We start from the raw sequence: 13,001 nt of genomic DNA, 5'->3' as shown, positions 1-13,001 counted from the left end.
CAGTTCCCGGCCGGCACAACCTGGAGCCCTCGCCCTTGCCCGCCACTCGGCGCACATCCCCCACGGTCCGGCCGTGAGCGGCGACCGCGCCGCCCCGGCGCGTCGCGTCGGCTTGGCCGTGCTGCGCCGGCTGCCGCTGATCGGCACGCTGATCGGCCTGGGCCTCGCGGTCTGGTTGGTGGCAACCAACGATCTGTCCGCGGTCGCGGCGGCGTTCGGGCGAATCGGGTTCGTCGGCTTTGCCGGCGTCACGCTGGTCCGCGCGCTCGTGGTCCTGATCTGCGGCTTCGCCTGGGCCCGCATCCTCGATGGCCTATCGCCCGCCCCGGCTTCGGCCTGCCTGATCCTGCGCTTCGTGCGCGAGGGCATCAACGTGTTGCTGCCGGTGGCCTCGGTCGGCGGCGACGTCCTCGGGGCGCGGCTCCTGACCTTCTGGGGGGTGGCCGGCTCGCTGGCTGCGGCCTCCGTGCTGGCCGACATGCTGTTCCAGGTGGGCACGCTGGCGCTGTTCGCAGGCCTCGGCGCCGGGCTGCTGAGCCAGGTCGAGGGGCCGGCCGCCGCCGAGCTCGCGAACTGGACGCTGCGCACCCTCGCGGTGGCGGGACTGGCGGTCGGGGCGTTCTTCGCGCTCCAGCGGACCGGGATCGTGCGCGTGGTCGAGGACCGTATCGCAGCCCTGGGCCGGCGCTTCGTGCGCGAGACGGAGGCGCGTCCGGAACCCGCCCCACGGATCCAGGGAGCGCTCGACACGGTCTGGGCGGCGGGACGGCGCGGCCGCCTCGTGCAGTCGTTCGCGCTTCACGCGCTCGCCTGGCTGCTCGGTGCCGCCGAGGTCGCGGTCGTGCTGACCTGCATCGGCGTCGATCAGGTCACCCTGTCGGAGATCCTGGTGATCGAGGCGCTGAGCCAGGCGATCAAGGCGGCGGCCTTCCTGGTGCCGAGCGGCCTCGGCGTGCAGGAGGGCGGCCTCGTGCTGGTCTGCGGCCTGTTCGGCATCGATGCCGGGACGGCGATCGCCCTCTCGCTCGCCCGCCGCGTTCCCGATGTCGTGCTCGGCCTGCCGGCCCTCCTGGTCTGGCAGAACCTCGAGGCGCGGCGCACGGGGGTCCGGCCGGCGACGCCCACCTGCGACCGCCCGTGACCCCGATGACCGACACGCCGCATCGCGACACTCAGGGCCGCCCGGCCCGTAACCGCCGCACGCTGCTGGGCCTCGCCATGCTGGCCGGGGCCGTGCTGGCCGCCGGACCGGCCCTGGCCCAGAGCCTCAGCGTCGATCTCGGCGCCGGCGGCACCACCGAGCGGGCGCTCCAGCTCGTCGCGCTGATCACGATCCTGGCGGTGGCGCCGTCCGTGCTGGTGATGGCGACCGCGTTCACCCGGATCGTCGTGGTGCTGTCGATCCTGCGCTCGGCGCTCGGCACCCAGACCGCGCCGCCCACCGCGGTGATCGTCAGCCTGGCGCTGTTCCTCACCGCCTTCGTGATGGCGCCCACCGGCCGCGTGGCCTACAGCGCCGGGATCGAGCCGCTGGTCGCCGGGCGGATCACGCAGGCTCAGGCCTTCGAGCGCGCCTCGGCGCCGTTCAAGACGTTCATGCTGAAGAACGTCCGCGAGAAGGACCTGAAGCTGTTCCTCGACCTCGCCAAGGTGCCGGTGCCGAAGGGGCCAGAGGATGTCGGCCTCGAGATCGTGACCCCGGCCTTCATGATCTCGGAGCTGCGCCGCGCCTTCGAGATCGGCTTCCTGCTGTTCATCCCGTTCCTGATCATCGACCTCGTGGTCGCCTCGGTGCTGATGGCGGTGGGCATGATGATGGTGCCGCCCGCCACCGTCGCGCTGCCGTTCAAGCTGATCTTCTTCGTGCTGGTCGACGGCTGGACCCTGGTGGCCGGATCGCTGGTCCAGAGCTACGGCGGATAGAGCGCACGCCGCCGAAGTGGACACCGGTTCAGTGCACGCAGGTGGATCAGGACAATGACGTCGCGGCGCTAGGTCGTTGCAGTCAGGCCGGATACCTCGCAAGATTCATCCAGGCAGACGTATAGAGTCTCGAAGGCTGTTTTAACTCGGGTTTAGCAATCTCTTGCTAACAGAGCGCATGCTTCTCGTGCGCCGCTATGTTTGTGATCAGAGAGGGGCCGCAGCGGTCGAATTCGCCCTGGTGGCGATGCTGTTCATCCTGACTCTTCTGTTTATCATGACCGTAGCCACGATCCTGTTTATCAATCAATCGCTAGACTATGCCACGACCCGCGCCGCACGGCAGATCCTGACAGGGGCCGCCCAGACGAGCGCCCTCGATCAGGCCGGCTTCAAGACCGCCCTGTGCCGGAACCTGCCGGCCTCGATGACATGCGCCAACATCGTGGTGAACCTGTACCTGGTGCCGCCCGGAAGCGGGTCGAGCGGCTACTACAGCTACGTGAGATCCGATGTCAGCGGCCTGGCGATACCGGCGCTGACCCCCGGGTCCGGCCAGTACAGTCTCGGCACGCGCGGACAGTACCAGTACCTCCTGGTGATCTATCCGATCACGTTCCTGCCCTCCGCCTTCGCGAAGATGCTGGGCGGCGGCGCGGTGTTCAATGGCGCCCCGGCCTACCTGGCGGTGTCGACGGCGGCGTTCCGCAACGAGCTGTTCTGATGCGCGGGCGCTCGCCGACGAACCGGATGGCCCGCGTCGCGGGATCGCGACCGGCTCAGGTCGAGCCGCCATCGGCGAAGGGCTTCCTGCGCGACAGGCGGGCGGTCTCCGCGATCGAGTTCGCCCTGATCCTGCCGGTGCTGCTGATCCTGATGCTCGGCGGGACCCAGCTGATCACGTATATCAACGCCAGCCGCAAGGTCGGGCTGGTCGCCCAGTCGATCAGCCAGATGATGTCCCAGGCGATGCCGCCCGCGGGCTCGACGGTGGCGACCGTCAACGCCACCGACCTGCATTTCAGCTTCGATTCCGCCCTGGTCCTGTTCCCGTACCTGATGACGGACGCGCCGCGGCAGGGTCTGCAATGGTGGCAGGACATCGCCATCACCTACGCCGCCGTCGCGTTCACCCAGACGGCGGCAAACTGCACCGGCGGCGACCTGAGCGCCTGCTATACGGCCGCCGTCGCCTGGACGAGCTCGGGGACCAGCGGGGGCAACTACCGGCCCTGCACGGTCCCGCAGCTTCCGGCCGCCGACACGGCCCCGCCGAACCGCACCACGCTCCCCCGCTCGGTCTTCGGGCCGGGATCGATCGTGGCGATCGACGTCGTCTTCAACTTCAAGCCGTCCTTCGGCGCGCGGTTCATCCCCGCCGTGCGGATCGCCCGCTCGATGTACGTGCAGCCGCGCTACGCCACGCTGGTCAATTTCGACCCGGCGGGCAACGATGGGATCGCCACCAAATGCCCGGGCTTCTGAACCGCGTGCAGCGCCGCATCGTCCGGGCGACGGGTCTCTCGGGCGCACGCTCCGGCAACGTGACGATCCTGTTCGCCCTGAGCCTGCTGCCGATGGTCGGCCTGCTCGGCTACGGGATCGATTACGGCGTCGCGATCACCGACAAGTCCAAGCTCGACGCCGCCGCGGATGCGGCCGCCATCGCCGCGGTGGCGACCGCGAAGGCCTACATCGCGGCCAACCCGGGCCAGGCGAACGTCACCGCCAACGCCATCGCGGCCGGCATCGCGCAGGCGTCGAAAGCCTTCACGGTCAACGCCGGCACCGTGCCGTTCGCGCAGGTGCAGCTTCAGACGCCGCAACTCACGCGCAAGAGCCAGACGCTCGTGTCGACGGTCGTCTACAGCGCCACGGTGAAGAACAATTTCGGGCAGATCTTCCGGACCCCGACCACGAACTTCTCCAACACGGTCACGGCCTCGGCCGACCTCGCGAGCTACCTCGATTTCTACCTGCTGCTGGACGTGTCGGGCTCGATGGGCCTGCCGGCGACCACCGCCGGCATGAGCAAGCTGGCGAGCCAGAACAACGACAAGAGTTCGGACTACAAGCAGGGTTGCCAGTTTGCCTGCCATTACCAAACCTACAACGGCTGGACCCTTGCCGCCGGCAAGATACAGCTGCGCTCGGACGCACTGAACACGGCGGTCTGCTCGTTGATCCAGCGGGCCGCCAACCCGTCGGTGACGAGCCAGTACCGCGTCGGCCTGTACCCGTTCATCAACCAGATGGGTACGCTCGCCGACATCAACAGCTCCATCGCCACCCTGAACACCGTCTCCGACTGTGCCAACACGAACCCCTACCCGCTTGCCCTGACCAAGCTTCTGGATACCGGCACGACGCAGCTGTCCACGGGGGGGGACCCGAGCACCGGCACGGGGGCCGGCGGAACGCATTTCGAGGTCGTCCTGCCGCAAATGAAGGCCGCCATCACCAATGCAGGCGGATTCGGGGACGGCTCCAGCAGCGGTGCCCGCAAACCGTTCGTGTTCCTGGTCACCGACGGCATGCAGAACGGCCAGCACTATTCCATCAACAAGAACGGCAAATACTACTACCCGGGTAGCCCCTCGAAATTCCCGGGCTACGCCGCCGGCGACTTCGACGGCTCGTCTCCCGCGCAGATCGATCCGTCACTCTGCACCGCGCTCAAATCGGCCGGTGCGACGGTCTCGATCCTGTACATCCCCTACAACAGCATCGCCTTCACGGATTACGGCGGCGGCATCGCCGCAGAAAACAAGAAGGTCAACGGATTGAACCCGACGCTGGCGGCGACCGTGCAAAGCTGTGCGTCACCGGGATATTTCTACACGGCCAACAGCCCAGACGACATCACGACCTCGCTCAACGCGATGTTCGACAAAGCGCTTCAGGTCGCACGCCTGACGCAATAGGCGCCCGGATCAGGCCTCGACGATCCGCACCCGCGAGAACCCCTCCTCCACGGTCGGCGGCTCGAACAGGCTGGCGACCGTGCGGATGCTCGCCTCGGGGACGATCGCGTCGGCGCGCCGCTGCCTGTTCCGTTCGAGCGCGACGTCGAGCGGAACGCGGATCCAGACGGCCTCCACGGGGACGCCGTGACGGCGCGCGACGGCGATGATCGGCGCCCGGTGCCGAACGCCCGGGAGAGCCGCGTCGAGATAGACGGGACCGACATCGTCGGCCTGCGCGGCGATCCAGGTCGACTTGCCCGCGCCCTGCAAGCCGCAGACGACCACGACACGCCGGACGCCGCCGCCCGCCAGCGCCTGCTCGAGCGCCGCATGGGTCTGTCGCCAAGCCTCGGCGTTCCGCTCCGGCGTTCAGAGGCGGCCGGATCCGGTTTCGAGGAACCGGTCCGGATCGATCACCAGCGCGATCACCAGCGTCATCCGGCTCTCAGCCCGGGGGCGCGCCGCGGGCTTCTGCGCTGGTCTGGCGCTCGCCCGCGGCCGCGCCGCGTTCGGGGAGAGCGGTCTCGGGATAGCGCTTGCGGTACTCGGCCAGGAAGGCCGACAGGGTGTCGGCCTTGGTAGCGCGGGCCGCAATGGCGCGGAATTCCGGGGTCTTCGTCGGGTTGGCGCCCGTGAGCAGCGCGAAGGTGCGCGCGTCGGGGCTCTCGGCCATCGCCTCGGAGAACTTCGCCTTCAGCCGCTCGAGACCGATCGCCTCACCGGCGAGGTCGTACGCGATGGCGGCCCGCACCGCGTCGGCCCGGGCCTGCACGTCGAGGGGCCGGCCGGCGCGCCAGGCGTCGCCGAGCAGCGATTCGTGCGATTCGCCGGCCTCGCGCCAGCGGCGGGCGCCCCAGTAGATGTCGGCCCGCAGCCGCTCGATATCGGGGCCGCTCTCATCCTCGATCGTTTCCAGGGCCAAATCGGTGCGGGTCAGGTCCGAGAGGGCGCGGGCGCGGACCAGGGCGCGGGCGCGCTTCAACTCGCCGGGCAGCTCGGGCAGGTTGGTCGCGTCGAGGGCTTGCAGCGCCCGCATCGGCTTGTCGTCCATCAGCCGGATCGTGGCGAGCCGGGCCGCCACCGCGGAGCGGGCGGGACCGGTGAGCCGGTTGTCGATCTGGTACTGGAGCAGGTCGGCGGCCGAATCCAGGAGGTCGAGCCCGACCAGGCGGTCGGCCAGCCGGCGCACCACCTCGTCCCCGCGCCGCCCGATGGGCGCCAACTCGCGGAAATCGAAGTAGAGCGCCACGGCCTCGATCCCGGTGAGCCGGTCACCCTTGTCGGTGAGATAGAGGTTCTCGAAGGCGGTGCGCACCTCGCGGGAAAGCGCCTGCGTGGCCGTGTCGTTCGGCGCGATAGCGTTCGCCCGGCGCAGGGCCGCGAACGCGTCGCGCCAGCGACCGGCGTCGAGGTAGAGCCGCGCCAATCCGACCGCAATGCCGGTCTCGGTGGGGCCGCCATGCCAGGTCAGCGCCAGCCGTTCCAGCCGCTCGATCGCGGCATCCGGCTCGATCTTGCCGGCGGCCCGGGCGAGCAGGGTGCCGCGCAGCTGCGCCTCGGCCGCCACCGGCCGCTGGCCGACTTGCTCCAAGCGGGCATACGCATCGAGCGCCGCGTCGGCCTGGCCGGTCGCCTCCGAGACGCGGGCTCGGACCAGGGCGAGCCGGTCGCGGATCCAGCGCGGCAGGTGGGCCGCGTCCTCCGCCCGGACGGCGGCGGTCTCGGCGTCGCCGTTCTCGATCGCCGCCTCCGCGGCCTGGGCCCGGATCTGCTGGGCGAGGTCCGTGGGGTAGCCATCGGCGACCGGCAATGCGTTGGGGAAGCCGGTCTCGGCCGCCTTCCAGTCGCCGAGACCGGCCGACGCCATCGCGCGCCACAGGGCGGCCTCCGGGTCGCTCGCGAGTCGCGGCCCCGACATGGCCTTCAGGGCCTCGGCGTTGCGGCCGCTGCGCACGAGGGCCAAACCGCGCAGGATCGCGACGTCGCGCTGGGTGGCGAGCAGCGGATCCTCGGCTGCCGCCGCCTCCAGGGCTGCGAGGCCTTCGAGATCGAACCCGTTGGCGATGTTGGCGCGGGCGAGCGCGAGGCGTGCCGGCCCGCGCTCAGCCGGGGGCACCATCGCGGCGGTGCCGGCCAGCGTCCGGAGGGTCTCGCGTACGTTCCCGATCCGCGCCTGCTCCCAGGGCTCGCGCGCAACCGCGAGGGTGCCGGCCTCGGCCAGGGCGGGATCGGGCTTGCGCGCGGCCGTGGAGGCAGCAAGGCCGCCTTCCCGGCCGATCGTGACCCCGTCGAGCTGGGGCCGCACCGCGAGGTCGTCGGCGCTCGCCAGCACCGCGAGCCCGTGCCGGCTCGGCAGGATCTCGAAATCCACGAAGCGCCGGCTCTTCGGATTGCCGATCGCGCGCTGCGCCGCCGAGGCGACCACCGCGATGCGCTCGCCGTCGAGGTCGAGCCAGGTGGCCGATCCGGGCCGGGGCAGCGCCAGGGACACGGTGATCCGGCCGGACGGATCCGGCTTCCGGACCGGATCGAGCGTGTCGCTCGGGCTCAGCGTGTCGCCGGCCGACAGCTCCCAGGCCGATCCGGTTCCGGTCGTGACGGCGGCCAGATCGACCAGCCGGCCCGGCGGCACCCGGAAGCGCAGGACCGTGACCGGTCCGGTCCGGGTCGGCGCTCCGACCGGTGCGAGGCCCTGGTTGCCCGCCGGGGCGGTGAAGGGCTCGGCGGTCTCGAACACCAGCGTGGCGACACCGCCACGCTCGAACAGGGCGGCGGGCGGCAAGGTCGTGAACGGGAAGACCAGGCCGGAACCGGCCTTGCGGGTCGGAGGCGTCTCGGGGGCGGCGTCCGGGGTGGCCGGAGCCTCGGCCTTTCGGGTGGGCTGAGGGACCGGCACGACAGGTTTGGCGGCACCCGCATCGGCCGGCCCCGGCACCTCGGCCGCCTTCGATTCCGGGGCCTTGAGTGGCGTGCGGCTCACGACATCGATCGTGTAGGCCCCATCCTCCCGCTCCGTCGTGACGGTGTAGCCCTCGGCGGGGGTCAGCAGGATGCTGGCCGAACTCTCGTCCGACTCGGTGGCGAGCTTGGCGATACCCGGCCGCGGACGGCCCCGGGCCTCGTTCGAATCGATCGTCCAGGAACCGGCGACGCGCAGGCGCGTCGTCGGCCCCTCGGCGCTCACGGTCGCCACCGCCTCGTCGGGCAGGCGCAGCGACAGGCGCGTCAGGGTCGGCAGCCGGGCGAGTTCCAGCGCGAGGGCCTTGCGCGCCGGCGGGAGCATGCGCGCCTTCAGAGCTTCCTCGGCCACGCGGGCCCGGCGGGCGAGCTCGGCCACAACCTCGGGGGGCAGCGGCGGCGGCAGGCCCGACCAGCCCTCCGGCAGGAGGTCGACGAAGACGCGCTCGCCGGCCAGCTGGACGTTGGCCTGGTACGGCCGCTGCAGGGCGACCCGCAGGCCCGACCCGTCGGGGTCGCGCCGGACCATCGACACGAAGGCCGGCATCTCTTCGGCGATACGCTCGGGACCGGGGGTTACCCGCTCGCCGTAGCCGAGCAGCAGGATGCCGCCGGCGAGCTTCGCCTTGACGGTGACCGGCCTATCGAAGGTGAGCACGATCCGGCCGTAGCCGCCGGGTCCGCTACCGGCCTCGCTGCCCTTGGCTGCGATCAGCCGCGCGGCGAGCGCCGGGTCGATCGCCGCCAGGAGCGCGAGCACGGGCAGCGACACGCGCAGCAGCCGCGTGCCGAGATATCCGCAGATCCCGGATCGATTGCCCCCCGAGCCCATCGCCCCGCCGATCCGATCCCGGAGCGCGACCCGACCGGGGCCGCGGCGCCGGGCGCCACACTGGGACCCACCCTGCGGCACGGCGGCTAACGCTGGCTTAACCGTAAGCCGGGGATTGGCGAGATCCGATCCGCCCGATGTCAGCCACTGAGGGCCACGGCGCGGTCGAGGGCCTGCGGGAAGCCTTGGAGGGGCACCGTGATGGTGGCGGGCTCGCTCCCGCTCGATTTCTGGCCGGTCACGAGCAACGTCTTGGCGTTGCGCATGCCGTCGAGCGCCAGGGTGGGGAAGCTGATCGGCACGAGACAGCCGTCGCTCACGCACATGCTGTAGGGCGCGCCCTTGCCGAGGGCCTGCTCGTCGAGCTTGAAACTCACACCGGCCTCGATCGACAGGCCGAAGGGCATCAGCACGATGCCTTCCGAGCGGCCGTCGTTCGGAGATTGCAGTTCTAGGCCGAACTTGCGTCGGCCGGTCTGCGAATCACCCTGGGATTGCGCGACGATGCAGGTGACCTTCTCGCTCGGGCGCGTGCAGGTCATCGTCCAGTCGCCGTAGCTCTCGCTGACGGTGCTGGCACCGGTGGGCCAGGCCGCGTGCGCTGCGGCAGGCGCGGGCGCGGGCGCGGCAGCCGGCCTGGCGGCCGGCTTGGAGGCGGGCGGTTTCGGCTTGGGTTTAGGCTTGGCCTTGGCCGGCGCGTTGGCAGCGGCGGGTGCCTCGGGCTCGGCATCCTGGGCACGCGGCGACGCGAACGGCACGGCAAGCAGCAGCGTCGCGGTCAGACTGAAGCGAACGACCGCTCGATACGTCGACATGGAATCACGATCCCCCAGGGCCATTGACGGCAAAGCCGCCTAACGTCCCAATCTGGGCGAGGCAATCACCCGGCGACGCAGGTCCGCGCTGTCGCCACGTCCTCAGAGCGGGTTCGGTCCGCCCGCGGCCTCGGCGAGGGCGCAGCGGCGCGCGAAGGCGGCCTCGGCCCCGTGGCGGACGACGCGGGCCAGGGAGAAGACGAGTGTGAGGATGCCGGGATCGCGGTCGGCGGTCTCGGCGACCGGGCCGGGGATGCGTGTGGCGATGATGGCGAGCATGACGACTCCGAAGATCAGGATCTCGGACGTTTCCTCGGCCTCGATCTATTGATCTTGTCGGGAGGCCTTTGCTGCATCGCAATATGAGCCATGCGATCGACACCTGCCACGGGCCATTGCGCGCAGGACACATGCACTGCGAACATGATGTTGCCCCAGCTCGATCAAGGGCGCCTTAACCCTCGATGGTGCAGCGCGGTTGACCGCCAGCGGGTGAACGGCCATTGAGCGGCCTTCTCGACGACACGATTCGACGAACGCGCCGATGCAGGCCGCGCGGCGTGTGCCTGTCGCCCCACTGTCACACGCGCGCCATAACCCGCTCGCGAGCCGAAGAGCGGACCTCAGGCGTCCGCCAGACAAGGACCTTCCGCATGACCGACCAGCCGTCCCGTCACCCGATCCATGGCCGCATCAGCGGCCCCATCGTGATGATCGGCTTCGGCTCGATCGGCCGGGGCACCCTGCCCCTCATCGAGCGGCACTTCGAATACGACCGCGCCCGCTTCACCGTGATCGACCCGGTCGACACCCACCGGGCGCTCGCCGAGACGCACGGCCTGCGCTTCGAGAAGGTGGCGCTGACGCGGGAGAACCTGCGCGACGTGCTCACTCCTCTGCTGACCGAGGGCGGCGGCCAGGGCTTCTGCGTGAACCTGTCGGTCGACACCTCGTCGCGGGCCATCATGGAGCTGTGCCGCGAGCTCGGCGCCCTCTACATCGACACGGTGGCTGAGCCCTGGCCGGGCTTCTACTTCGACAAGGACCGCAGCCAGGGCGACCGCACCAACTACGCCCTGCGCCAGGACATCCTCGACGCCCGCACCCAGAAGCCGGGCGGCACCACGGCGGTCTCCTGCTGCGGCGCCAATCCCGGGATGGTCTCGTGGTTCGTCAAGCAGGCGCTCCTGAACATCGCCAAGGATACCGGCGTCACCACGCCCGAGCCCAAGTCCCGCGCCGACTGGGCCGCCCTGATGAAGACCCTGGGCGTGAAGGGCGTGCACATCGCCGAGCGCGACACCCAGCGCGCCAAGAACCCGAAGCCCCGGGGCGTGTTCGTCAACACCTGGTCGGTCGAGGGCTTCGTCTCGGAGGGCAACCAGCCGGCCGAGCTCGGCTGGGGCACGCACGAGACCTGGATGCCGGCCAATGCGCGCGAGCAGGAGAAGGGCTCGCGCTGCGCGATCTACCTGCTGCAGCCGGGCGCCGACACGCGGGTGCGGAGCTGGGTACCCACCGCCGGCTCGCAGTTCGGCTTCCTGGTGACCCACAACGAGGCGATCTCGATCGCCGACTACTACACGGTGCGCGAGGGCGATAAGCCGGTCTTCCGCCCGACCTGCCACTACGCCTATCACCCGGCCGACGACGCCGTGCTCTCGCTCCACGAGATGTTCGGCAAGGCCGCCAAGGTGCAGGAGCAGCAGCACATCCTCGACGAGACCGAGATCGTCGACGGCATCGACGAGCTGGGTGTGCTCGTCTACGGCCACGCCAAGAACGCCTACTGGTACGGCTCGCAGCTCTCCATTGAGGAGACCCGGCGGATCGCCCCCTACCAGAACGCCACCGGCCTGCAGGTGACCTCGGCGGTGCTCGCCGGCATGGTTTGGGCCCTGGAGAACCCGGAGGCCGGCATCGTCGAGGCGGACGAGATGGATTTCCGCCGCTGCCTGGAGGTCCAGACCCCGTATCTCGGCCCGGTCGTGGGCGTCTACACCGACTGGACCCCGCTCACCGACCGCCCGGGCCTGTTCCCGGAGGACATCGACACCAGCGATCCCTGGCAGTTCCGCAACGTGCTGGTGCACGGCTGACGACGGCCGGGCCGGCGGATCAACCCGCCGGCCCAATCCTACTTTCGGCAACCGGCTGCCCCAAGCTTAACCGCAACAACGGGGGGCTCGGGGCAAATGGAATCGACCACGCATGAGAAGATCCTGATCGAGCAGCGCGTGACCAACGAAGGGCCGAGCGTCGTCCTGGCCTACCTGCTCTGGTTTTTCTTGGGCGTCTTCTCCGCGCACCGGTTTTATCTCGGGCGCACAGGCTCTGCGATCCTTCAGAGCGTCCTCAACTGCATCCTGATCGGATTCATCTGGGTCGTCGTCGACCTGTTCCTCCTCCCAGGCATGGTGCGCGCCAAGCAGGCCGGCCTTCGCGCACGCTTGACGCGGGAACTCAGCCCGTCCGGCAGCCGCGCTCTGGCCTCGCCCACGCACGGTTGAGCCTCGCCCCTGCTACTCGGCCTGCCGGCGGGTCACCAGGGTGCGGTTCGGTTCGACCTCGCTCGCATCCTGCTGGTAGAGCGGTACGATCACCCGCAGCCAGCCGCGGGTCTCGCGGCCGCGATAGTTGCGCTGGGCCACGTCGCGGGTGAGGTAGGCCTGCAGGTTCACCGGCCCGAAATTGTACCCGACCAGGCCGCCCACGGCGATCTGCCCCTGCGGCCGGTAGCTTGACACGCCGGTCGGAAGGTCGCTCGATCCGAAAGCGACGGCACCGACCTGCCACTTGCCGAACCTCTTCGTCGCCGTCAGGTCGAGGTTCAGGTAGTCCGGGTAGAAGGCGCCGAAGGGCGAGCGCGTCTCGAGGAAGATGCCGTGGAGCAGGTTCGCGGTCAGGTTCCACTCCTGGCCGGTGTAGCTGATCGCGAATCGGTGGGTCAGCGACGCGGATTGGGTCAGGAAGCGCGTCTCGATCGGCAGGTAGCCGCCGAAGAAGTAGCTGACGCCGACATCGTGGCCGAGATCCCAGGCGAGCTGGGCCGCCAGCAGCGGCTGGCCGATGCCGCTCTGATAGGGCGCACCCTGGAGGGTGGCGGCCACCACCGGCTGGGTGACGAAGAACTGCAGGCGCCCGCCCGCGATCTCCCACGGCGTCGCCCACGCGAAGGTCGGCAGGTTGACGTTCGTCGCGGTATCGCCCGGCCGCGCGCTCCGCGAGCCGAAGCTCGACAGGTTCACGAAGTACAGGCCCACGGGGAGCTGCGCGCCCACGGGCAGGCCGATCGTCTGCCCCGGCTGGGCCGCGGAAGCAGCGCGTGCGGGTGCCGCCGCCCCCACGCTGTAGACAGCAAGTGCAGCCGACACGATCCCACGTAATCCCAGGCTCAATCCGGTCATCAGAACCCCGATTTAGAGCCCCGGAACGCGGGGCCGATCAGGGTGGGACGATCCGCCGAACCGCCGGCATCCCGGCTCTACGGCCAAGCCGTGCGGAACG

At 70.2% G+C, this 13,001-nt stretch carries 12 protein-coding genes; 7 read left to right on the top strand and 5 right to left on the bottom strand.

Annotation, left to right across the window (positions count from 1 at the left end):
* The first annotated feature begins 73 nt into the window (after positions 1-73).
* From ACYQPG_RS08450 to ACYQPG_RS08430, 5 genes are all read left to right on the top strand, one after another.
* Positions 74-1,141 carry a flippase-like domain-containing protein gene (locus ACYQPG_RS08450; RefSeq protein ID WP_147907501.1) on the top strand — a complete coding sequence of 356 codons (1,068 nt, stop codon included), beginning with the start codon at positions 74-76 and terminating at the stop codon, positions 1,139-1,141.
* 77 nt (positions 1,142-1,218) lie between these two features.
* A complete protein-coding gene (gene fliP / locus ACYQPG_RS08445) occupies positions 1,219-1,923 on the top strand; it encodes a flagellar type III secretion system pore protein FliP (protein WP_461232438.1) in 705 nt (234 codons plus the stop codon).
* Between the two features lie 178 nt (positions 1,924-2,101).
* The gene (locus ACYQPG_RS08440) at positions 2,102-2,647 is read left to right on the top strand and encodes a TadE/TadG family type IV pilus assembly protein (protein WP_461230733.1); all 546 of its coding nucleotides are present in this window, start codon (positions 2,102-2,104) and stop codon (positions 2,645-2,647) included.
* A complete protein-coding gene (locus ACYQPG_RS08435; RefSeq protein ID WP_419829174.1) occupies positions 2,647-3,408 on the top strand; it encodes a TadE/TadG family type IV pilus assembly protein in 762 nt (253 codons plus the stop codon). Before ACYQPG_RS08440 ends, ACYQPG_RS08435 begins: the two co-directional genes overlap by 1 nt.
* Entirely contained in the window at positions 3,393-4,847 is a 1,455-nt protein-coding gene (locus ACYQPG_RS08430; protein ID WP_461230732.1) for a TadE/TadG family type IV pilus assembly protein, read from the top strand. Before ACYQPG_RS08435 ends, ACYQPG_RS08430 begins: the two co-directional genes overlap by 16 nt.
* Positions 4,848-4,856: 9 nt before the next feature.
* Here ACYQPG_RS08430 and ACYQPG_RS08425 read toward each other — a convergent pair whose 3' ends face one another.
* The 4 genes from ACYQPG_RS08425 to ACYQPG_RS08410 form a co-directional block, all read right to left on the bottom strand.
* Positions 4,857-5,174: an AAA family ATPase gene (locus tag ACYQPG_RS08425; protein WP_461230731.1), complete on the bottom strand. Its 318-nt coding sequence runs from the start codon at positions 5,172-5,174 to the stop codon at positions 4,857-4,859.
* Positions 5,175-5,334: 160 nt separating this feature from the next.
* Entirely contained in the window at positions 5,335-8,679 is a 3,345-nt protein-coding gene (locus ACYQPG_RS08420; protein ID WP_461230730.1) for a hypothetical protein, read from the bottom strand.
* A 140-nt stretch (positions 8,680-8,819) separates the two neighbouring features.
* Positions 8,820-9,494: an invasion associated locus B family protein gene (locus ACYQPG_RS08415; protein ID WP_461230729.1), complete on the bottom strand. Its 675-nt coding sequence runs from the start codon at positions 9,492-9,494 to the stop codon at positions 8,820-8,822.
* A 102-nt stretch (positions 9,495-9,596) separates the two neighbouring features.
* Positions 9,597-9,773, bottom strand: coding sequence for a hypothetical protein (locus ACYQPG_RS08410; protein WP_187193533.1), 177 nt, complete (start codon positions 9,771-9,773; stop codon positions 9,597-9,599).
* Positions 9,774-10,147: 374 nt separating this feature from the next.
* On the opposite strand from ACYQPG_RS08410, the gene ACYQPG_RS08405 reads away from it, so the two are divergent.
* Positions 10,148-11,593: a homospermidine synthase gene (locus ACYQPG_RS08405; RefSeq protein WP_147907506.1), complete on the top strand. Its 1,446-nt coding sequence runs from the start codon at positions 10,148-10,150 to the stop codon at positions 11,591-11,593.
* A gap of 96 nt (positions 11,594-11,689) precedes the next feature.
* Complete coding sequence (locus ACYQPG_RS08400; protein ID WP_461230728.1) at positions 11,690-12,004, top strand: TM2 domain-containing protein; 315 nt, start codon at positions 11,690-11,692, stop codon at positions 12,002-12,004.
* A gap of 12 nt (positions 12,005-12,016) precedes the next feature.
* Here ACYQPG_RS08400 and ACYQPG_RS08395 read toward each other — a convergent pair whose 3' ends face one another.
* Positions 12,017-12,901, bottom strand: a complete 885-nt coding sequence (locus ACYQPG_RS08395) for a transporter (protein ID WP_461230727.1) — start codon at positions 12,899-12,901, stop codon at positions 12,017-12,019.
* Positions 12,902-13,001 lie beyond the last annotated feature (100 nt).

It is taken from the genome of Methylobacterium sp. CM6246 (genome assembly GCF_054818005.1).
This window is presented reverse-complemented; position numbering and strand designations above follow the sequence as displayed.